The sequence below is a fragment of the Streptomyces pyxinicus genome (genome assembly GCF_024753135.1).
Taxonomy (GTDB): Bacteria; Actinomycetota; Actinomycetes; order Streptomycetales; family Streptomycetaceae; genus Streptomyces; species Streptomyces pyxinicus.
Window position 1 is genome coordinate 157,091 of sequence record NZ_JANUGP010000006.1, and the last position, 20,289, is coordinate 177,379.

The 20,289-nt window shown below is 69.2% G+C and carries 20 protein-coding genes; 9 read left to right on the forward strand and 11 right to left on the reverse strand.

Annotated features, from left to right (window positions below; all coding sequences use genetic code 11):
• Positions 1–9: 9 nt before the first annotated feature.
• From cydB to hisC, 3 genes are all read right to left on the reverse strand, one after another.
• A complete protein-coding gene (gene cydB / locus NX794_RS10600) occupies positions 10–1,029 on the reverse strand; it encodes a cytochrome d ubiquinol oxidase subunit II (RefSeq protein ID WP_258778074.1) in 1,020 nt (339 codons plus the stop codon).
• Between the two features lie 15 nt (positions 1,030–1,044).
• A complete protein-coding gene (locus NX794_RS10605; protein WP_258778075.1) occupies positions 1,045–2,553 on the reverse strand; it encodes a cytochrome ubiquinol oxidase subunit I in 1,509 nt (502 codons plus the stop codon).
• A gap of 506 nt (positions 2,554–3,059) precedes the next feature.
• Entirely contained in the window at positions 3,060–4,139 is a 1,080-nt protein-coding gene (gene hisC / locus NX794_RS10615; RefSeq protein WP_258778076.1) for a histidinol-phosphate transaminase, read from the reverse strand.
• 428 nt (positions 4,140–4,567) lie between these two features.
• Here hisC and NX794_RS10620 point away from each other — a divergent pair, with 428 nt between their 5' ends.
• The 3 genes from NX794_RS10620 to NX794_RS10630 all read left to right on the forward strand — a co-directional run bounded on the left by NX794_RS10620 (position 4,568) and on the right by NX794_RS10630 (position 8,021).
• The gene (locus NX794_RS10620) at positions 4,568–5,680 is read left to right on the forward strand and encodes a LacI family DNA-binding transcriptional regulator (protein WP_258778077.1); all 1,113 of its coding nucleotides are present in this window, start codon (positions 4,568–4,570) and stop codon (positions 5,678–5,680) included.
• A 219-nt stretch (positions 5,681–5,899) separates the two neighbouring features.
• Positions 5,900–6,979: a metallophosphoesterase gene (locus tag NX794_RS10625; protein ID WP_258778078.1), complete on the forward strand. Its 1,080-nt coding sequence runs from the start codon at positions 5,900–5,902 to the stop codon at positions 6,977–6,979.
• Positions 6,980–7,160: 181 nt separating this feature from the next.
• On the forward strand, positions 7,161–8,021 hold the full coding sequence (locus NX794_RS10630) for a hypothetical protein (RefSeq protein ID WP_258778081.1): 861 nt from the start codon (positions 7,161–7,163) through the stop codon (positions 8,019–8,021).
• A 6-nt stretch (positions 8,022–8,027) separates the two neighbouring features.
• Here the strand turns inward: NX794_RS10630 and NX794_RS10635 are convergent, their stop codons facing one another.
• A complete protein-coding gene (locus tag NX794_RS10635; protein WP_258778082.1) occupies positions 8,028–8,288 on the reverse strand; it encodes a hypothetical protein in 261 nt (86 codons plus the stop codon).
• Positions 8,289–8,466: 178 nt separating this feature from the next.
• The gene (gene thiC, locus NX794_RS10640) at positions 8,467–10,251 is read right to left on the reverse strand and encodes a phosphomethylpyrimidine synthase ThiC (RefSeq protein WP_258778083.1); all 1,785 of its coding nucleotides are present in this window, start codon (positions 10,249–10,251) and stop codon (positions 8,467–8,469) included.
• A 259-nt stretch (positions 10,252–10,510) separates the two neighbouring features.
• Here thiC and NX794_RS10645 point away from each other — a divergent pair, with 259 nt between their 5' ends.
• A complete protein-coding gene (locus NX794_RS10645; RefSeq protein ID WP_258778084.1) occupies positions 10,511–11,872 on the forward strand; it encodes a YibE/F family protein in 1,362 nt (453 codons plus the stop codon).
• Positions 11,873–12,024: 152 nt separating this feature from the next.
• Here NX794_RS10645 and NX794_RS10650 read toward each other — a convergent pair whose 3' ends face one another.
• The 4 genes from NX794_RS10650 to NX794_RS10665 all read right to left on the reverse strand — a co-directional run bounded on the left by NX794_RS10650 (position 12,025) and on the right by NX794_RS10665 (position 14,298).
• On the reverse strand, positions 12,025–12,462 hold the full coding sequence (locus NX794_RS10650; RefSeq protein WP_258778085.1) for an SsgA family sporulation/cell division regulator: 438 nt from the start codon (positions 12,460–12,462) through the stop codon (positions 12,025–12,027).
• Positions 12,463–12,561: 99 nt separating this feature from the next.
• Entirely contained in the window at positions 12,562–13,287 is a 726-nt protein-coding gene (locus NX794_RS10655; RefSeq protein ID WP_428985886.1) for an IclR family transcriptional regulator, read from the reverse strand.
• Between the two features lie 350 nt (positions 13,288–13,637).
• Entirely contained in the window at positions 13,638–13,850 is a 213-nt protein-coding gene (locus NX794_RS10660) for a DUF5326 family protein (RefSeq protein WP_258778086.1), read from the reverse strand.
• 130 nt (positions 13,851–13,980) lie between these two features.
• Entirely contained in the window at positions 13,981–14,298 is a 318-nt protein-coding gene (locus tag NX794_RS10665; protein WP_258778087.1) for a cupin domain-containing protein, read from the reverse strand.
• 55 nt (positions 14,299–14,353) lie between these two features.
• Between NX794_RS10665 and NX794_RS10670 the strand changes: the two genes are divergently transcribed.
• The 4 genes from NX794_RS10670 to NX794_RS10685 all read left to right on the forward strand — a co-directional run bounded on the left by NX794_RS10670 (position 14,354) and on the right by NX794_RS10685 (position 16,934).
• Positions 14,354–14,731 carry a phage holin family protein gene (locus NX794_RS10670; RefSeq protein WP_258778089.1) on the forward strand — a complete coding sequence of 126 codons (378 nt, stop codon included), beginning with the start codon at positions 14,354–14,356 and terminating at the stop codon, positions 14,729–14,731.
• A 7-nt stretch (positions 14,732–14,738) separates the two neighbouring features.
• Positions 14,739–15,230, forward strand: coding sequence for a low molecular weight protein-tyrosine-phosphatase (locus NX794_RS10675; RefSeq protein ID WP_258778090.1), 492 nt, complete (start codon positions 14,739–14,741; stop codon positions 15,228–15,230).
• Positions 15,227–16,375, forward strand: a complete 1,149-nt coding sequence (locus tag NX794_RS10680; RefSeq protein WP_258778091.1) for a cystathionine gamma-lyase — start codon at positions 15,227–15,229, stop codon at positions 16,373–16,375. Before NX794_RS10675 ends, NX794_RS10680 begins: the two co-directional genes overlap by 4 nt.
• Positions 16,376–16,451: 76 nt before the next feature.
• Positions 16,452–16,934 (forward strand): NUDIX domain-containing protein, encoded by a 483-nt coding sequence (locus NX794_RS10685; protein ID WP_258778092.1) that lies wholly within the window; start codon positions 16,452–16,454, stop codon positions 16,932–16,934.
• A gap of 5 nt (positions 16,935–16,939) precedes the next feature.
• Here the strand turns inward: NX794_RS10685 and NX794_RS10690 are convergent, their stop codons facing one another.
• Together NX794_RS10690 and NX794_RS10695 are read right to left on the reverse strand one after the other, a co-directional pair.
• A complete protein-coding gene (locus NX794_RS10690; protein WP_258778093.1) occupies positions 16,940–18,283 on the reverse strand; it encodes a globin domain-containing protein in 1,344 nt (447 codons plus the stop codon).
• Between the two features lie 322 nt (positions 18,284–18,605).
• Positions 18,606–19,238, reverse strand: coding sequence for an HAD family hydrolase (locus NX794_RS10695; protein ID WP_258778095.1), 633 nt, complete (start codon positions 19,236–19,238; stop codon positions 18,606–18,608).
• Between the two features lie 129 nt (positions 19,239–19,367).
• Between NX794_RS10695 and NX794_RS10700 the strand changes: the two genes are divergently transcribed.
• Positions 19,368–20,234 (forward strand): GNAT family N-acetyltransferase, encoded by an 867-nt coding sequence (locus NX794_RS10700; protein ID WP_258778097.1) that lies wholly within the window; start codon positions 19,368–19,370, stop codon positions 20,232–20,234.
• Positions 20,235–20,289 lie beyond the last annotated feature (55 nt).

Consider the following 20,289-nt stretch of genomic DNA (forward strand, 5'->3'; position numbering starts at 1 on the left):
TCGGCGGACTCAGTGTGCGGTGCCGGCGGCAGCGTCGGCCGCGATGTGCTGCGTGCCGATCCGCTTGCGGAAGACCCAGTAGGTCCACCCCTGGTACAGCAGGACGATCGGCGTCGCGATGACCGCCAGCCAGGTCATGATCTTCAGGGTGTACGGGCTCGACGAGGCATTGGTGACCGTCAGGCTCCAGTCCCCGTTCAGCGTGGACGGCATGACGTTCGGGAAGAGCGACAGGAAGAGCATCGCCACGGCGGCCACGATGGTGACGCCGGACAGGGCGAACGCCCAGCCCTCGCGGCCGAGTTGATTGGCCCCGAGCGCGGCCACCAGGGCGACGACCGCCAGGACCATCGCCACCAGGCTCCTGGCGTTACCGCTGTCGGCCTGCGTCCACAGCAGGAAGGCGAGCGCCACGACGGCCGTGGCGAGCCCCACCCGCAGGGCCAGTTTTCGCGCCCGCAGCCGGATGCCACCCACGGTCTTGAGCGCCGTGAAGACCGCTCCGTGGAAGGTGAACAGCGTGAGCGTCACCAGACCACCCAGCAGGGCGTAGGGGTTGAGCAAATCCCAGAGCGAGCCGACGTACTCGAAGTTCCGGTCGATCTTCACGCCCCGCACGATGTTCCCGAAGGCCACGCCCCACAGGAACGCCGGGAGCAGCGAGGTCCAGAAGATCGCGGTCTCCCAGTTGCGCTGCCAGTTCTCCTCGGGCCGCTTCGCCCGGTACTCGAAGGCGACACCCCGGACGATCAGGCAGACCAGGATGAGGAGCAGGGGGAGATAGAAGCCCGAGAAGAGCGTGGCGTACCACTCCGGGAACGCGGCGAAGGTCGCGCCGCCCGCTGTCAGCAGCCACACCTCGTTGCCGTCCCAGACCGGCCCGATGGTGTTGATCAGGACCCGGCGTTCGGGCCGGTCACGGGCGAGCAGCTTGGTGAGGATGCCGACCCCGAAGTCGAAGCCCTCCAGGAAGAAGTAGCCGGTCCACAGGACGGCGATGAGGACGAACCAGACGTCGTGAAGTTCCATGACTGTTCCCTCGGCCTAGTACGAGAAGGCCATCGGCTTGTCGGCGTCACGAGTGTCGCCGCCGATCTGCGTGGGCGGGTTGAGGTCGGCCTCGGTCAGCTCGGGCGGGCCGGCCTTGACGTACTTCGCGAGCAGCTTCACCTCGACCACGGCGAGGACGGCGTAGAGCGTGGTGAAGACGATCATCGAGGTGAGGACCTCGCCCTGCGAGACACCGGGGGAGACCGCGTCCCGGGTCTGCAGGACGCCGTAGACGACCCAGGGCTGGCGGCCCATCTCGGTGAAGATCCAGCCCCAGGAGTTGGCGATCAGCGGGAAGGCCATGGTCCAGGTGGCGATGCGCCAGTACCAGGGCGTGAGCCGGTGGCCGAGTGCCTTGTTCCTGAAGAGCACCAGATTCGGCACCTCGTCGTCGGCGACCCTCAGGTGCTGTGGCAGGAGGAACTTCTTGCGGGTCAGCCAGAGCCCGGCCAGGCCGATCGCGAAGGACGCCATGCCGAAGCCGATCATCCAGCGGAAGCCCCAGAAGGTGACCGGGATGTTCGGCCGGTAGTCCCCGGGGCCGAACTTCTGCTGCTCGGCCTTGTTGACGTCGTTGATGCCGGGGACGTACGAGCTGAAGTTGTCGTCGGCCAGGAAGGAGAGCAGGCCAGGGATCTCGATGGCCACGCTGTTGTGGCCCTTCTCGACATCCCCGTAGGCGAAGATCGAGAACGGCGCCGGCTGCTGGCCGTCCCACAGCGCCTCGGCCGCCGCCATCTTCATCGGCTGCTGCTTGAACATGACCTTGCCGAGAGTGTCACCGCTGATCGCGGTGAGCAGGCCGGCGATGACCACGGTGATCAGGCCGAGCCGCAGCGAGGTCTTCATCTCGCGGATGTGCTTCTTGCGGGCCAGGTGGTAGGCGGCGATGCCCACCATGAAGGCGCCGCCGGTCAGGAAGGCCGCGGAGAGGGTGTGGAATGCCTGGCTGAGCGCGGTGTTCTGGGTCAGTACGGCCCAGAAGTCGGTCAGCTCGGCACGCCCCTTCGCCTTGTTGATCCGGTAGCCGACCGGGTGCTGCATCCAGGAGTTGGCCGCGAGGATGAAGTACGCCGACAGGATCGTGCCGATCGAGACCATCCAGATGCACGCCAGGTGGATCCGCTTCGGCAGCCGGTCCCAGCCGAAGATCCACAGGCCGATGAACGTGGACTCGAAGAAGAAGGCGATCAGCGCCTCGAAGGCGAGCGGGGCGCCGAAGATGTCCCCGACGAAGCGCGAGTAGTCGGACCAGTTCATGCCGAACTGGAACTCCTGCACGATGCCGGTGACCACACCCATGGCGATGTTGATCAGGAAGAGCTTGCCCCAGAACTTCGTGGCCCTGAGGTACTTCTCCTTCTCCGTACGCACCCATGCCGTCTGGAGCCCGGCCGTGAGGGCGGCCAGGGAGATCGTCAGCGGAACGAACAGGAAGTGGTAGACGGTGGTGATGCCGAACTGCCAGCGCGCCAGTGTCTCCGGCGCCAGAGCCAGGTCCACGTCGTCACTCTCCTTACTACGCCGTGGTACAGCGGCCGCTTCCCCCCGAGGTAGGTACATACGGGGGCAAACGGGGACGCGCTTGTGAACGCGTTCACATTCACAAGCTATTATGACGCAACGATTTTCAGACGAGTAGGGCGGGGTGGCCCCACTGCCACAGAGTCGAGACCTCGGCAGCAACTTCAACATCTTGTGGAGTTGCGCGGGCATGCCAATGGGGGCTCTCGACACAGGAATGTCCGTTTCACGTGAAACGGACGGGCAGCGGGTCATAGAACCCGGTACGGGCGCCTTCTGGCCGTAGGGGGCGATGCTCGCCCCTTACGGCCCCACGCCGATCTCGCGCGGCACCGCATGCTGCCTCACGAGTCTCCGCACTGCACTCGGCAGCGTGGACGGAGACGCCAGATACTCATCAACCTGGACGGGGTCGCCACGGCCTGGCGACCGTTCGGAACGGCGACCCCGTCCGGCTGGAACTGATCGACCCTGGCGCGCCGGCCCTACGCCTCCTTGCGGAACGCCTCCGCCACCTTGAGGAAGATGTCGTTCGCCTCGGTCTCCCCGATCGTCACCCGCACGCCCTCGCCCGGGAACGGCCGGACCACCACACCGTGCTCCTCACAGGCCCGCGCGAACGGGACCGTGCTCTCCCCCAGCCGCAGCCACACGAAGTTGGCCTGCGTCTCCGGCACCGTCCAGCCCTGGGCGCGCAGACCGTCGACCACGCGCGTGCGCTCGCACACCAGCGAGCCGACCCGGCCGAGGAGTTCGTCCTCCGCCCGCAGCGAGGCGATGGCCGCCTCCTGCGCCAGCTGGCTCACCCCGAACGGGACCGCCGTCTTGCGCAGCGCCGCCGCCACCGGCTCGTGGGCGATCGCGAAACCGACACGCAGCCCGGCGAGTCCGTAGGCCTTGGAGAAGGTCCGCAGCACACAGACGTTCGGCCGCCGGCGGTACAGCTCCACCCCGTCGGGCACCTCGGGGTCACGGATGAACTCCCGGTAGGCCTCGTCCAGCACCACCAGCACATCGGCGGGCACCCGGTCCAGGAAGCGCTCCAGCTCGGCCCGCCGCACCACCGTGCCGGTCGGGTTGTTGGGGTTGCAGACGAAGATCAGCCGCGTCCGGTCGGTGATCGCCTCCGCCATCGCGTCCAGGTCGTGCACATCGCCCGGGGTGAGCGGCACCTGCACCGACCGGGCCCCGCTGACCTGCGTGATGATCGGGTACGCCTCGAAGGAGCGCCAGGCGTAGATCACCTCGTCACCAGGGCCGCTGGTCGCCTGGATCAGCTGCTGGGCTACCCCGACCGAACCGGTGCCGGTGGCCAGGTGGGAGACCGGCACGCCGAATCGTTCCGACAGCTCGTTCATCAGCCCGGTGCAGGCCATGTCCGGGTACCGGTTGAAGGTGGCCACGGCCCCGGCGACGCTCTCCAGCACGCCCGGCAGCGGCGGATACGGGTTCTCGTTGGAGGAGAGCTTGTAGGCGACCGGCCCGTCGGCCGCGGCGGGCTTGCCCGGCTTGTAGGTGGGGATACCCGCCAGCTCGGCGCGCAGCTTGGGGCTCGTCTCGCTCACCGCAGTCCTCCTCGCGACCACCGGCGGACCGTCTGCGCCGCCGGCATCCAATACTGCTCACCTTATGAGGATTCAGCGTCGCTGCGAACAGGTCCGGACGAGCGGATACCAACCTCATGGATCAGACACGCATCCCGGGCATCGCCGCCCTAAGGCGTACGTATCGAGGGGCGCGCCATACATATATCTATGCGCCGGTGGTGTGCGCCCTGGCGCGCATCCCTCGTGCAGGTGAGTTGAGACCTCTTCGAAACATCGGACACTTGGCAGGTTCATACGCGCCGACGCGTCACGTCCTGCCAGGTAAGCGCTCAACTACCTTGCTTTCCAAGGCAGTTAGCCTCTGACGACCATGCAGAAACGTGCCTGTCAACGCGTGCATATGCGTCCGCACTACCCCACCGCATGAGCCCTACTATCGGCTCGCCATGACAGCAGCAGGGAAGCACCAGGTGAGCCGCGCGGAAACCTCACGGCGAGGAAGCCGTCCGGGCCGGGCGGGCATCAGAGACGTGGCCGCCGCCGCCGGAGTCTCCATCACGACCGTCTCCGACGCCCTGAACGGCAAGGGCCGGCTCCCGGATGCCACCCGGCGCCACGTCCGCGAGGTCGCCGACCGGCTCGGATACCGCCCTTCGGCCGCCGCCCGCACCCTCCGTACCGGCAAGTCGGGACTGATCGGCCTGACCGTGACGACGTACGGGGATGAACCTTTCACCTTCACGGAGTTCGCCTACTTCGCCGAGATGGCACGGGCCGCCACCTCGGCCGCGCTCGCCCGCGGCTACGCCCTGGTCATCCTGCCCGCGACCTCCCGCCACGACGTCTGGTCCAACGTGGCCCTGGACGGCACGGTCGTCATCGACCCCTCCGACCAGGACCCCGTCGTCAGTGAACTGGTCCGGCAGGGCCTGCCGGTCGTCTCCGACGGCCGCCCGGCCGGCTCGCTCCCGGTCACCGCCTGGGTCGACAACGATCACGAGGCCGCCGTACTCGGCATCCTCGACCATCTCGCCGCCGCCGGCGCCCGCCGTATCGGTCTGCTCACCGGCACCTCCACGGATACGTACACCCATCTGTCGACCACCGCCTACCTGCACTGGTGCGAGCGCGTCGGCCAAGCCCCCGTCTACGAGTCCTACCCGGCGCACGATCCGTGCGCGGGCGCCGTCGCCGCCGACCGGCTGCTCGCCCGCCCCGACCGGCCCGACGCCGTCTACGGCCTGTTCGACCCCAACGGTACCGACCTGCTCGCCGCCGCCCGCCGCTACGGCCTCCGCGTGCCGGACGACCTGCTTCTGGTGTGCTGCAGCGAGTCCACGGTGTACGCCAGCACCGAGCCGCCCATCACCACGCTCTCCCTCAAGCCCCGTCGCATCGGCACCGCCGTCGTGCAGCTGCTCATCGACGCCATCGAGGGGGTCGAATCGGACCACACGGTCGAGCAGGTGATACCGACCGAGCTGATCGTGCGCACGTCCTCACAGCGGCGCCCGCCGCGCACGACGGTCAGTCCGCCGCGCAGTCCGGACGGCACGTAGCGGGAGCGGCGGCCGACGGCCCGCGGTCGGCCGCCGGCCGCGGAACACCGGCCCAAACGGGGCGAAAGCCGCGGCGAACCGGAGTCTTGTTCCGATTCAGCACCCCTGGGTCATCACACGGCGCGACGCGCATTCCTATGATGGGCCCACGACACCGCGGACCGCTGCGACCAGGCAGTCCGAAGCGGTGCAGATGCGGCGCGATGGTGGAGGGGTCTGATGACTCAGGGGGCCGGTCAGGGACCCGAGACGGAGCGGACGGCTACGCTGCGCGACTTCCGGGTGCCCGCGTACGTCCATGAGACCGGTCCGTATGTCAGCGGCGTCCACCCGGGCGAGGCGGTCCCACCCGCCGAGGAGGCGTACCCCGAGGGCTACACGCCCACCCAGCGCGACCTGCCCGTCATCAACCGCGGCGACACCGTACAGGTGCCCGTCGAGCCCGCGCCCGCCGCCCCCGCACCGCAGCCGACGGCCGGCCCCGGCCCGCTGTTCGTGGTCGGCGACGTGCACGGCTACCTGGACGAACTGCTCGCCGCCCTGCGCGAGCAGGGGCTGGTCGACGACGAGGGTCAGTGGTGCGCCGGCACCGCCCGGCTGTGGTTCCTCGGCGACTTCACCGACCGCGGCCCGGACGGCATCGGCGTCATCGACCTGGTGATGCGGCTGTCCGCCGAGGCCGCCGCCGCGGGCGGCTACTGCAAGGCCCTCATGGGCAACCACGAGCTGCTCCTGCTCGGCGCCAGACGGTTCGGCGACACGCCCGTCAACTCCGGCGCGGGCACGGCCACCTTCCAGGCCGCCTGGCTGCTCAACGGCGGCCAGAAGACCGACATGGACCGCCTCCAGGACCACCATCTGCAGTGGATGGCCCGTCTGGACGCCGTCGAGGAGGTCGACGGCTATCTGCTCGTCCACTCCGACACCACCGCCTATCTCGACTACGGCGACTCGATCGAGGCAGTCAACGACACGGTCCGCGAGACCCTCACCCGCAACGACGCCGACGAGTGCTGGGACCTGTTCCGCAAGTTCACCAAGCGCTTCTCCTTCCGCGACGAGGGCGGCGCCGACGCCGTACGCTCCCTCCTCGATACGTACGGCGGCACGCGGATCGTTCACGGCCACAGCCCCATTCCCTACCTGCTGGGCGAGGTCGGCTCCGAGGACGGCGAGGAGGACCGCGGCCCGGTCGTGGAGGGACCGCACGTCTACGCGGACGGGCTCGCCATCGCCATGGACGGCGGAGTGACCATGGCCGGAAAGTTGCTGGTGCATCAACTGCCGCTGGACGCCTGACCGTTCCCCGAGCGGGTCCGTACCCGGGCACGGTCGGCGCAGGCGGGAAGGCAATTTCCGATAACCCCTGTCACCGCGCACCGCCCCGGCCCTACCATCGGCTTATCCGTAGCAGGCTCCCCTCCGTTTCTGCCCGACGGCTCGTCGACGTGCGAGTCCACGCCCTACGGAGCATCGGGGGATGCACATGAACAGCGTTCCGCAGTACCTGCCGAACGAGGACCGCCAGGAATTCGAGCGGCTCCTCGATGAGGCGCTGCACTCCCCGCACCGACCGGAACCGGCCGCTGTCGGACAGCGGCTCAACGCCGGGCAACTGCGCACCATGGCGCTCGACGCCACCGCCCTGATCACCGCTGCCGCCGCAGCCGAGTACCAGCACTACGCCAAGATCCGCGAGGAGCTGCGCCAGCCGGTGCCGGCCGCCCCCGCGACCACGGACGACACCCCGCCTGCCGACCCGGCCACGGCCGTCGCGGGCCTCGCCGCCACCCTCGGTGAGGCCGCCGAGACCACGGGCGCGGGCGCCGTCGCGGTCATCGCCGTGCTCGCCCCCGTCCTGTCCGGCACGGCAGCGGCGATCTTCCTGCTCATCGGCTACATCCTGAAGACGCTGAGCCCCGGCCATGCCTTCGGCCACACCATGCTCACCGCCGGCTGGGTGTTCGGCGCCCTGACCGCCGCGGCGACCCTGGTCGCCGCGGCCGGTCTGCTGATCACCGCACTGCGCAACGGCAGCTCCCCACAGGACCGGGCGCGCGAGGCGGCCCGCGAGGATCTGGCCAGGGCCCGGGAGGAGTGGCGTGACGCCCTGCTGGAGCGGGGCATACTGCCGTTCCTGCGGGAGGCCCTCGCCGAGCCCTCGGCGGCGGACCCGCGCCCCACGGCCCCGACCGCCCCGACCGGCCGTATGCCACGCCTGGGGTACGACCGCCCCGGCTTCAGCAGCCCGGACGACGGCGGCGTCTCCGGCCGCCCGAGTTTCACCAGCCCCGACTACAGCAGCCCGGACTTCGGCGGTCCCGAACACCCACCGGAGTAGTGCTGCCTACAGGGGTCCGCACAGTTGCCACGCCTGTACCCGCACCACCCCCGTGCTGTTGTTCTTGCCTCCGAAGACCCAGGCTTTGGGCTGGGTGCCGGTGTACCTGGGGTGAGAGAGCGCCACGACGAAGTCCAGGCTGGTCGCGCCGCTCCCCTCCGCGGCGTAGCCCCCGCCGCCGGTGGCCACCTGGCCGGCCGGGCAGTCCGCCGTGATGATGATTCCCTTCTGACCAGGAGCCAGGTCCACGGGCGCCTTGGACTTCACCAGGTGCACCCCTCTCGGGGCTTCCGCCTCGCCTGCGCCACTGTCCTGCGCGGCGGCGAGTCCTACCTCCACCGACGACCAGGGCGGTCGCCATCAGGGCTCCGGTCGGCGGGAACGAGGCCCGTGCAGCGCGCCCGAATGGGATCTGCGGGCTACACGGGCCGTTCGCGGCGTGGCGTCAGTCGGCGATCGGCAGATACACCCGGTTGCCGGCGGCCGCGAACTCCTCGGACTTCCGGGCCATGCCCTCCTCGATCTCGGTCCGGTTGCCGCCGTGCTCGCGACGGATGTCCTGCGAGATCTTCATGCTGCAGAACTTCGGCCCGCACATGGAGCAGAAGTGGGCCGTCTTGGCGGGCTCCGCCGGGAGGGTCTCGTCGTGGAACTCCCGTGCCGTGTCCGGGTCGAGGGCCAGGTTGAACTGGTCCTCCCACCGGAACTCGAACCGCGCGTCCGACAGCGCGTCGTCCCACTCCTGTGCGCCAGGGTGGCCCTTGGCGAGGTCGGCCGCGTGCGCGGCGATCTTGTAGGTGATGACGCCCGTCTTGACGTCGTCCCGGTTGGGCAGGCCCAGGTGCTCCTTCGGCGTGACGTAGCAGAGCATCGCCGTGCCCCACCAGGCGATCATCGCCGCGCCGATGCCGGAGGTGATGTGGTCGTACGCCGGGGCGACGTCCGTCGTCAGCGGACCGAGCGTATAGAACGGAGCTTCATCGCAGATCTCCTGCTGAAGGTCGATGTTCTCCTTGATCTTGTGCATCGGGACGTGTCCCGGGCCCTCGATCATGGTCTGTACGTTCAAACGCCTGGCGATGCGGTTGAGTTCCCCGAGCGTGCGCAACTCGGCGAACTGCGCCTCGTCGTTGGCGTCCGCGATCGACCCCGGCCGCAGACCGTCGCCCAGGGAGTACGTGACGTCGTAGGCGGCGAGGATCTCGCACAGTTCCTCGAAGTTCTCGTACAGGAACGACTCGCGGTGATGCGCCAGACACCAGGCGGCCATGATCGAGCCGCCGCGCGAGACGATGCCGGTCTTGCGGTTCGCCGTCAGCGGTACGTGGGCGAGGCGCACGCCGGCGTGGACGGTCATGTAATCCACGCCCTGCTCGGCCTGTTCGATGACCGTGTCCTTGTAGATCTCCCAGGTCAGTTCCTCGGCCCTGCCGTCGACCTTCTCCAAGGCCTGGTAGAGCGGCACGGTGCCGATGGGGACGGGGGAGTTGCGCAGCACCCATTCCCGGGTGGTGTGGATGTTGCGGCCGGTGGAGAGGTCCATGACCGTGTCGGCGCCCCAGCGGGTCGCCCAGGTCATCTTGTCGACCTCCTCCTCGATGGAGGACGTCACGGCGGAGTTGCCGATGTTGGCGTTCACCTTCACCAGGAACCGCTTGCCGATGATCATCGGCTCGATCTCCGGGTGGTTGACGTTGGCCGGCAGCACCGCCCGGCCCGCCGCTATCTCCTCACGGACCACTTCCGGGGAGACGTTCTCCCGGATGGCCACGTACTCCATCTCGGGTGTGATCTCGCCCCTGCGCGCATACGCGAGCTGCGTCACCGGCTCGCCGGTACGGCCCCGGCGAGGCTGGCGCGGACGTCCGGGGAAGACCGCGTCCAGGTTGCGCAGCCCGCCACGCGGCGAGGTGTGCTTGATGCCGTCGTCCTCGGGGCGGACGGGACGGCCCGCGTACTCCTCGGTGTCGCCGCGGGCGATGATCCAGTTGTCCCGCAGCGGCGCCAGGCCCCTGCGGACGTCGGTCTCGGCGAGTGGATCGGTGTACGGGCCCGAGGTGTCGTACAGGGTGACCGACTGCCCATTGGTGAGGTGCACCTGACGGACCGGCACCCGCAGGTCGGGGCGGGAGCCCTCGACATACGCCTTGTGCCAGCCGATGGACTTCCCGGCCCCCGTGGACGTGTCGTCCTGGACGGAGGCAAGCGTGCGTGCGTCCTTGTTGGTCATGAGACCTACTCCCTACGCCGGCATTACCCGGTAACAGGTTCGGCGGTCGACGCAGCGGCTTCCGTATGCCGACGTTCCGTGGTGGAACACGCTCGTTCCACGTGAAACATCGCTCTACGGAGGTCAGCGCCCTCTCAGCCCGGTGCTCCGAGCTCCCGCGTGTGCAAAGGTGCCTCCACGCTAGCGTCATCGGTGGTGTGGTGAACAGTGGGCCTCATCGTTCTTGCGATGACCGAGCGGTGACCAGGATGGAGCGGTGATGGAGCAGCACCCACCCGAGCAGGGGCACGAACCGGGGCAGGGCCACGCACACGGCCACAGCCACGCCCATGGCCCCGCCGCGCCCGTCTCCAAGCATCTGCGCAAGGTCATCGCGGCGATCCTGGTTCCGTTCACCGCCGCCGTCCTGGTCGGCCTGGTGGTCCTCTGGCCCGGGGGAGCACCGTCCCACAAGCGCACCGGTGTCGGCTTCGACCGTCAGACCCAGCAGGCGACGGTCACCCGGGTGGTCGAGGTGAGCTGCAAGTCCGTGAACGCCTCGGGCACGCCCGCTACCGGCGACACCTCCACCGCGGAGGGCACCTCGGCGGTGCAGGAGGAGGGCGGCACCTGCAAGAAGGCCACCGTGCGGGTCGACACCGGCAAGGACAAGGGCCGTACGTTCACCGAGATCGTGCAGCCGGACCAGTCACGGCAGTTGCACCAGGGTGAGAAGGTCGTGGCGGCCTATGAGCCGTCGGCACCCAAGGACCTGCAGTACTCGGTGGCGGACGTGAACCGGAAGTTCCCGATGCTGCTGCTCGCGGGCATCTTCGCGCTGGCGGTCGTCGTGGTGGGGCGGCTGCGCGGTCTCATGGCGCTGATCGCGCTGGCCGTGAGCTTCCTGATGCTGACACTCTTCATCCTGCCCGCGATCCTCCAGGGCTCCAACCCGCTGCTGGTGGCCGTCGTCGGGGCGAGCGCGATCATGCTCATCGCGCTCTACATGTGCCACGGCCTGTCGGCCCGCACCTCCGTCGCGGTACTCGGCACGCTGGCCTCGCTGCTGCTGATCGGCATCCTCGGCTCGGAGTTCATCGACTGGGCCGCACTCACCGGGAACACGGACGACAACACCGGTCTCATCCACGGCCTGTACCCGTCGATCGACATGAGCGGCCTGCTGCTGGCCGGCGTCATCATCGGTTCGCTCGGTGTCCTGGACGACGTGACGGTGACCCAGACCTCGGCCGTCTGGGAGCTGCACGAGGCCAATCCGTCGATGGGCTGGCGTGGGCTGTACCGGGCGGGCATCCGGATCGGCCGCGACCACATCGCGTCCGTCGTCAACACGCTCGTCCTCGCCTACGCCGGTGCCGCGCTGCCGCTGCTGCTGCTGTTCTCGATCGCGCAGAGCGGTGTGGCGGACGTGGCCAACAGCGAGTTGGTGGCCGAGGAGATCGTGCGCACGCTGGTCGGCTCGATCGGCCTGGTCGCCGCGGTGCCGGTCACCACGGCACTCGCGGCACTGGTGGTGTCGGCCGACCGGCCCGGTGCCGTCGGGCCCCGGGCCGGCACCACGCCCGCGGGGGCGCACCCGTCTCCGGCCCGCTCCGGCCGAGGCCGCCGCCGCAAGCGGTGACCCCCTTCCGGAGCGGAGGACCGGCCTGAGCGTCCAGGAGGACATCCGCTCCCTGGCTTCCGGTCCTCTGGCCCTGGCCTGACCCGTGCAGAAGCGTTCCTGCACAAGCCCGTGATGTGCTGCCATCCGGCGACGTGAGCCGCCGTCACTCTTCAGCCGGCGCTCTGTTCCTCGGCCAGGATGCGGTCCAGCGCCTCGTCGAGATGGGCGTCGAAATCGGCCAGCGCGCCTTCCTGACCGAGCGGCACGAGCTTGTCCGTGCGGTCGAGGAAGGCCACCAGCGGCGGGGCCGAGGACCGGAACAGGGCCTGGTCACCGCCGACCTGAAGCCGGATCAGCACTTCCCCCAGCACCTCCGCGTCGGCGGGCGCGATCCGCACATCCCCCTCCCCGCACGGCCGGCCCACCCCGTCGATGAGCAGTTCCCGCCCGAAGGCCCAGGTCACCGGGGCGTCACCGGGCAGATGGAAGGTGAGCCGCACCGCGTAGGGATCACAGGTCTCGTAGCGCAGCTCCACCGGGATGCGGAAGGAGAGCTCCTCCGACACGAGAAAGCTCATCATGACTTCTGCCTGTACGGACTCGCGCATCGCCTACCCCGTCGTATGACGTCGACTGGCCGGGATTGATCCCTCTGACCGTGGTCAAATCTTGCTGAACGTACACAATGGATTACAAGGAGTAAGTTTTCAGATACTGATAGAGAGCGTCAAAGTCCCCAGGTGGCGGCCGATCTCCGCCTGCAACCGGTGGGCCGCGGGCAGCAGGCGGTCGGCCTGGTGCGCGGGCAGCGAGAGGGCCATGGTGACCGCGGTGGTGCCCACCGTGATGGGGACCGCCGCGCAGACGGTGCCCAGGGCGTACTCCTGGCGCTCCACCACCGCCTCCATGCGACGCAGTCGGGTCAGCCGCCGCAGCAGGGTGTCACTGTCCCGCACCGAGTACGGCGTGATGGCCTGCACGGGATGGCGGGCGATGTGGTCGCGGCGCGTTTCCTCGTCCAGTTGGGAGAGCAGGCACTGTCCGATGGCGTGCGCATGGCCGGTCTCGCGGAAGTCGGCCCATTCCTCGACCGCCGGGGCCTGCGCCGAGTCGGAGACGCACATGACCTCGATCTCGCCGTTCCGGTACATCGCGCAGTACACCGGCACACCGATGCGATCGCGCCAGTGCGCGAGCGTGTCGGCCACCGTGGTGCGACGTTTCTGCTGCGCTCCGCTGCTGCTCAGCCGCTCCGCGGCGGCACCGAGGAAGAACAGCCCCTTGTCGCGGCGCAGGTAGCCCTCGTGGACCAGGGTGCGCAGCAGGTGGTACGCCGTGGGCAGGGCGAGGCCGGTCTCCCGGGCGAGTTGCTTGGCGGGAGCGCCGTAGGCGTGCTCGGCGACGGTCTCCAGCAGCCGCATGGCGCGCTGCACGGATCCGATGAGGGTCGCGGAGGCGGGTAGGCCCGGAGGACGCGCGAGCGGCGGTCCCGGGGCCCCCGCCGGCAGGGGCCGGCCGGGCGGGTCGACGGGCTGGGACGGTCCCGGGACGACCGCGACGGGCGGTCGCCGGCCCGGGGGCGCGCAGGAGCGCGGTGCGGTGAGGGCGGCATGGGGTTCTGCCGGTGCGGTGTCGGCCATGGCCAAGGGGCACTCCAGGAGCGCGAGGGGAGTTCCGGACTCTAACCGCCGGCCACCGCATGCCGACGGTCCTGCGGGGAAACTTCCCTCCCCCGAGGGAACCGGTTCCCGTTACCGGTGAACGGGCACCCGCTCCCGACCCGTCACCAGCCGCTGCGTGACGAGGAGTTGGTCATGAACTTGCGCACGATGTAGATCAGACCGCCGACCAGTGCGACGAAGACGAGTGCCTTGAACAGCAGACCGATCACGAAGCCCACCACGGTCATGATCAGACTGCCGAAGACCACCAGGGCGATGACCGGCACCGCGACCCACTTCACCCACCACGGAAGCCCCGCGTAGATCTCTCGCATCGCCCTTTTCCTTTGCTTGTCGCGCGTTCATGTCCTGCACTCGATGCTAGGGCCGCCCAGGGGCCCTGTGGGGGTCTCGCACCCCTTGCCGTCCCCTGACCCGTCCCCTAGGGAATCCGGGGGTCCGGCCTCACGCCTCGGGCGGAGAGAAGACGACGAGCACCCGCAGATCCTCACTGATGTGGTGGAACTTGTGCGCGACACCGGCGGGCACGTAGACGACGCTGCCCCGCGCCACCTCGGTCGTCTCCAGCCCGACCGTGATCGACGCCCGACCGCTGACGACGAGGTAGACCTCGTCCTGGTGGTGCGGGGTCTGCGGGTCGTGCTGACCCGCGTCGAGTGCGTACAGGCCGACCGACATGTTCCGCTCCCGTAGGAACTGCAGATAGGCACCCTGGTTGGCGGCACGCTCCGCCTCCAGTTCGTCCAGCCGGAATGCCTTCATCGCCGCCGCCTCGCCTCTTCGCACGCTTCCGATCGGGTCTGCCACGATCAGACACATGAAGAATTTCGTAGTCAAGACGATCGCCAACGCGGGCGCTCTCGCCATCGCCGTGTGGATGCTCGACAAGATCACCCTGACCGGTGACAGCACGGCCAAGAAAGCCGGGACGCTGATCGTCGTCGCACTGATCTTCGGCTTGGTGAACTGGCTGGTCAAGCCGATCCTGAAGTTGCTCACCTTCCCGCTGTTCATTCTGACCCTGGGACTGTTCACCCTGGTGGTGAACGCCCTGATGCTGCTGTTGACTTCCTGGGTGTGCGGCAAGCTCGACCTGAGCTTCCACGTCGAGGGCTTCTGGACGGCCGTCCTGGGCGGTCTGATCATCTCCGTCGTTGCCTGGGCGCTGCACGTCGTGCTGCCCGACGAGGACTGAGCAGGCGATGGCTTACCGCGTCTGCTTCGTGTGCACCGGCAACATCTGCCGTTCACCGATGGCCGAGTCCGTCTTCCGCGCGCGGCTGGCGGAGGCGGGCCTCGACGGCCGGGTGACGGCCGACAGCGCCGGCACCGGCGGCTGGCACGAGGGCGAGACCGCCGATCCGCGCGCCGCCTCGGTCCTGCGGGAGCACGGCTACGACACCGGGCACGTCGCCCGGCAGTTCCAGGTGTCGTGGTTCGCCCGGCTCGACCTCGTGATCGCCCTCGACACCGGTCACCTCAGGGCCCTGCGCCGGCTCGCACCCACCGAGCAGGACGCACGCAAGATCCGTCTGCTGCGCTCCTACGATCCCGCCGCCGGCGACGATCTCGATGTGCCCGACCCGTATTACGGGGCCCAAGACGGCTTCGAGGAGTGTCTTGAGATGGTGGAGGCGGCGAGCACCGGGCTGCTCGCCGCCGTACGGGAACGGCTGGAGGGACGGGCCGCATGAGCGACGCCACGAACGACGAGGGCCGCACCGGCGACGGCACGCGCGCGGTCCGGGCCGGACTGCCCGAGCCGGTCAAGTACGAACCGACCCTGCCGGGCCCGGTGTTCGCGGCACACTTCCATCTGCCCGGTGAGGTGACGGGCCCCTATGCGTACGGTCGCGACGACAACCCGACCTGGACGCTCCTGGAGCGTGCCATCGGCGAGTTGGAGGCACCGGGCGCCGAGGGCGTCGAGACGCTGGTCTTCGCGTCCGGCATGGCGGCGATCTCCTCGGTGCTGTTCTCGCAGCTGCGCGCCGGTGACGCGGTCGTGCTGCCGTCCGACGGGTACCAGGTGCTGCCGCTGGTCCGCGCCCAGCTGGAGGCGTACGGCATCGAGGTGCGTACCGCACCGACCGCCGGGAACGCCCAGCTGGAGGTCCTGGAGGGCGCCCGGCTGCTGTGGATCGAGTCCCCGTCGAACCCCGGGCTGGACGTGTGCGACATCCGGCGGCTGGTGGACGCGGCTCACGCGGGCGGCGCGTTGGTGGCTGTCGACAACACCCTCGCCACGCCTCTCGGACAGCGTCCGCTGGAACTGGGTGCCGACTTCTCCGTGGCGAGTGGCACCAAGCAGCTGACCGGGCACGGGGACGTCCTGCTGGGGTACGTCACCGGCCGCGACCTCGAGGCGATGGCCGCCGTACGCCGGTGGCGCAAGATCGTCGGGGCGATCTCCGGGCCTATGGAGGCCTGGCTCGCCCATCGCTCCATCGCCACGCTCCAGCTGCGCGTCGACCGGCAGAACGCCACCGCCCTGCGGGTCGCCGAGACGCTGCGGCAGCGACCGGAGGTGTCGGATCTGCGCTACCCCGGGCTGCCCGAGGACCCCTCGCACAAGATCGCCTCGCAGCAGATGCACCGGTACGGCTGCGTCGTCTCCTTCACGCTGCCCACCCGCGCGCGGGCCGAGCGCTTTCTTACAGCGCTGCGTCTGGTGGAGGACGCGACGAGTTTCGGCGGTGTGCGCTCCACCGCCGAGCGCCGGCGCCGCTGGGGCGGGGACGCCGTCCCGGAGGGCTTCATCCGGATGTCTGTGGGCGCGGAGGATCCCGCGGACCTGGTGGCCGACCTGCTGCGCGCCCTGGACGAGTCCTCCGACTGACCCCAGCCACACACTGTGGTCGTACGGTGGCAGTTTGCGATGTTTCACGTGGAACCAGCCGGGCCACATTTCTCCCATGACCGTCCGACCCGTGGTCAAGCGCACCGCCCGTGCCGTTCTGCTGGACGGTGACGACCTGATCCTGATCAAGCGCACCAAGCCCGGCGTCGATCCCTACTGGGTCACGCCGGGTGGCGGGGTCGATCCCGGCGACCCGACCGTCGTGGACGCCCTGCACCGTGAGGTGTACGAGGAACTCGGCGCCAAGATCACCGATGTGGTGCCGTGCTTCGTGGACACCGTGGAGCACATCGGCCACGACGGCGGCGCCACCGGCGTGAAGGTGCAGCACTTCTTCGTATGCCGGCTGGAGTCCATGGATCCCGCCCTGCGGCACGGCCCCGAAGTGGACGAGCCGGCCGGGGAGTACGAGATCGTCCGCCTCCCGTTCACCCGGGTCGGCATCGCCTCCGTCCATCTCGTCCCGTTGTCGCTGCGCCACTACCTGGACGGCAACATCGAGGGAGTGCGCGCCATGCACGCCCCCGACCTCGGGTAACGCCGTCAGTCGCCGACGAGCAGCAGTTCCTCCACCGAGTCGTGCCTGATGCGGCTGGACGGTACGCCGAGGCTTCGGAGGGCGTCGACTCCGCTGCGGATCATTCCGGGGGGACCCGAGAGGTAGGCGTCGTACTCGTTCCAGGGGCCGTGTCCGTGGAGGGCGTCCGGGAGCCGGCCGGGTGCCCGCTGGTCTATGACGGCCCGGACCGAGAGCCAGTGGTGGCTCTGCTGGAGTCTGAGCATGGTGTCGATGTCGTACAGGTCGTGATCGGTGCGCGCTCCGTAGAACACCTCGACCGGTCGGCGGCCACCGCGCTCCGCGACCTCCTCGACCAGGGCCTTGATGGGTGCGATGCCCGTTCCGCCGCCCAGGCAGAGCAACCCGCTGTCGCTGCTGTGGTCGACGGTCATCGAACCGGCGGGAGGGCCGAGGCGTATGACGTCTCCGGGCCGGGCCCGGTGCACCAGCGCGTTGGACACCCAGCCGGCCGGGACAGCCTTCACGTGGAACGTCAGCAGACCGTCCGTACGGGGCGCCGAGGCGAAGGAGTAGTGCCGCCATACGCGGGGCCACCAGGGCGTCTCGATACTCGTGTACTGGCCGGCGAGGAAGGGGTAGGGCTGGTCGGGGCGGACCGTGACTACCGCGACGTCGGGGGTACGCAGGTCGTGCGCGACGATCTCGGCGTGCCACCACGCCGGAGCCCGCAGTTCGTCGGTTGCCGCAGCGTCGATCATGACCTGGGAGATCGTCGTGTACGCCCGCACCCAGGCGGCCTCGGTCTCCGGGTTCCAGCTACCGGTGGCATACCTGCTCAGGGCGCCGATCAGGCATTCGCCCACCGCCGGATAGTGCTCGGCGCGCGTCCCGTACTTCCGGTGCCCACGCCCCAGGTTCTGCAGATAGTCCACAAGGACGGTGGTGTTGTCCATGTGCTCCGCAGCGGTGAGCAGCGCCTTCAGCAGACGGTCGCGCTGGGCGTCCATCGCTGCCGGGAACAGCGGTCGCAGCTCGGGGTGGCGGACGAAGAGGAGCGCGTAGAAGTAGGAGGTGACCTTGTCGGCGACCGGGGCTATTTCGGCCATCGTGCGGCGGATGAGGATCGCGTCCGGAGACGCCTTCCCGGTGTCCGGCGTCGGCTGCTGGGCCGGCGCCGACCGTTGCACCGGCACGTGCGGCGGGGGCCCGGTGTCAGCACGGCCGGTCGTGTGCGGCACGGTGGAGAGGGGCCCGTCCGGCACTCCCTGACCGTCCGGTGACGCGTCCGATGGCGTCTTGCGTGGCGTGAACCAGTTGTCCCCACCCGACATGCCGTTCTCCCCCGACGTGGTGGTCGGAGCGTCCATGGTGTGCCCTCGCCTCGAACGTCTCTCGGTCGGTCTGCGCACCTTCTCCTCGGAAGATGCTGCTCTCCCCCCGGTGGGCGGCCAGCCGTAGCACCGTGCTCCGCAGCTTCCCATCCGATCGGATGCCGCGGTCGTGTACCCGGAAACCTGGGTCCTCGATCTCTCCGTCCCATTAGGCTGCTGGCCTGCTCTCGGCTCGCCCGGAATTCCTCCACCGTCCCGGACGCGGACCGGGGACGACCCTACCGGCCACGGGCGTGCACACAAGTCCCCCCTGCCTTCCGCACGAATGCGGCAAGGTGCGAACCATGAGGTCCGTCAATTACCGGGCGTCGACGGCCAATTCATAGGCATCCCACAGATCCCGCCCCGTGTAGGAATGGCTGGCCAGCCCGGCCAGGTGATCGTCGGCATTCACGGCGACGGAAACCGGTACGACAGCGAACAGCTCCTTGTCCGACGACGAGTCGCCGTACGCCACACAATCCGCCCGGGTCACTCCGAACTCGGCACAGAGCCGGTCCGCGACGATCACCTTCGCCGCGGCGCTGAGCACACCGGACGGATCGACGGGCTCGGTGAACGGGACAGCCGGGAACCGGGATCCATGGGCCGCGTGAGCACCCCATTCCAGCAGGCGCTCCACGAAGAAGGAAGGCGAAAGGGACACCACCGCGCAATATTCACCGGCGTCCCTGATCTCCGCCCACACATCCCGGATACGGGACAGCCAGGGCGCTCCCTGGAAGGCGGCGTCCACGTGCGCCTCGGTCAGGTCTGCCCACAGTTCCCGCACGTGCGCCGCGTACTCCGGCGGCCCGATCAGCCCCTGGGCGATTGCCCGGTCCAGCGCTACCGCCTCGGTGTCCAACCCCAACTGGCGGGAGATCTCTACTGGTGCGGTGGTGCCGTGCAGCAATGTGCCGTCAAGATCGAAGAGATGAAGTCTCGCCATGGCGGCGAGACTAACCGGCGCCTTGTTTCACGTGAAACACTCACCGCGGAACCCGGCTTGTCCAAAAGCACGTACGTCTGTTTCGAAACAGGTGGACGCAGAGGGCTCCCGTCGGACAGCCTGACCTGCGTGCCGACTCCATCCCTCACCGCTCTGCCCATCCGCCGTCTGACGCTGCGCGATCTCGGCGCGTGTGCCGACCTCTCCGAGGACCGGGGGTGGCCGCGCGAAGAGCACAAGTGGGGCTTTCTCCTCACAGCCGGAAAGGGCTTCGGTGTCGACGACCCCGCCGGTGGCCTCGTGGCCGCGTGTGTCGTCACCGAGTACGGCACCTGGGAACGGCCGGAACTCGGCGCCATCGGCATGGTCCTGGTGGCCGAGCGGCATGCTCGCCAGGGAGTCGGACGCCGTCTGATGCGGCACGTCGTCTCGCTGGCGGGAACCACTCCGCTCACCCTGTACGCCACGCCCTACGGCCGGCCCCTCTACGAGGAGCTGGGCTTCAAGGCGACCGGACGGGCAGAGATGCTGCTCGGCCCCTTCACGCCCGAGGGCCGGGAATACCGCGTGGTGACGCGAGCGGCCACCGCGGACGACCTGCCGGCGATCCTGCGTCTGGACGAGGAGGTGTTCGGTGCCGACCGCACGCCCTTCGTCACCCGGCTGCCCGCCTTCGCCGATCAGCTGCGGGTGGCCGAGGAGAGCGGCCGCGTCATCGGGTACGCGGCTGCGTGGCCCAACGTGAACACCCATGTCGTCGGCCCGCTGATCGCCCGGGACACGGAGACGGCCAAAGCCCTGATCACTTCTCTGGCGGCCGGCACCGACCGACCGCTGCGCACCGACATCGATGTGCGCCACGAGGAGCTGCTGGCATGGGCGAAGGCACGAGGACTGGTCTCCGTGGCGTCCAACGCCGTGATGACCTACGGCATCACGGATCTCCCGGGGGACTGGACGCGCCGGTTCGCACCACTGACGGTGGCCGCGGGCTGAGCCGTCCCGCCGCCGACGCGGGGCACACCGTCGTACGGCGGACGCCGGCTCCACC

Coding starts and splice junctions, on each gene's coding strand:
- cydB (WP_258778074.1), bottom strand. CDS start 1,029: ATGGAACTTCACGACGTCTGGTTCGTCCTCATCGCCGTCCTGTGGACC.
- NX794_RS10620 (WP_258778077.1), top strand. CDS start 4,568: ATGACAGCAGCAGGGAAGCACCAGGTGAGCCGCGCGGAAACCTCACGG.
- NX794_RS10625 (WP_258778078.1), top strand. CDS start 5,900: ATGACTCAGGGGGCCGGTCAGGGACCCGAGACGGAGCGGACGGCTACG.
- NX794_RS10630 (WP_258778081.1), top strand. CDS start 7,161: ATGCACATGAACAGCGTTCCGCAGTACCTGCCGAACGAGGACCGCCAG.
- thiC (WP_258778083.1), bottom strand. CDS start 10,251: ATGACCAACAAGGACGCACGCACGCTTGCCTCCGTCCAGGACGACACG.
- NX794_RS10645 (WP_258778084.1), top strand. CDS start 10,511: ATGGAGCAGCACCCACCCGAGCAGGGGCACGAACCGGGGCAGGGCCAC.
- NX794_RS10650 (WP_258778085.1), bottom strand. CDS start 12,462: ATGCGCGAGTCCGTACAGGCAGAAGTCATGATGAGCTTTCTCGTGTCG.
- NX794_RS10660 (WP_258778086.1), bottom strand. CDS start 13,850: ATGCGAGAGATCTACGCGGGGCTTCCGTGGTGGGTGAAGTGGGTCGCG.
- NX794_RS10665 (WP_258778087.1), bottom strand. CDS start 14,298: ATGAAGGCATTCCGGCTGGACGAACTGGAGGCGGAGCGTGCCGCCAAC.
- NX794_RS10670 (WP_258778089.1), top strand. CDS start 14,354: ATGAAGAATTTCGTAGTCAAGACGATCGCCAACGCGGGCGCTCTCGCC.
- NX794_RS10675 (WP_258778090.1), top strand. CDS start 14,739: ATGGCTTACCGCGTCTGCTTCGTGTGCACCGGCAACATCTGCCGTTCA.
- NX794_RS10680 (WP_258778091.1), top strand. CDS start 15,227: ATGAGCGACGCCACGAACGACGAGGGCCGCACCGGCGACGGCACGCGC.
- NX794_RS10685 (WP_258778092.1), top strand. CDS start 16,452: ATGACCGTCCGACCCGTGGTCAAGCGCACCGCCCGTGCCGTTCTGCTG.
- NX794_RS10690 (WP_258778093.1), bottom strand. CDS start 18,283: ATGGACGCTCCGACCACCACGTCGGGGGAGAACGGCATGTCGGGTGGG.
- NX794_RS10695 (WP_258778095.1), bottom strand. CDS start 19,238: ATGGCGAGACTTCATCTCTTCGATCTTGACGGCACATTGCTGCACGGC.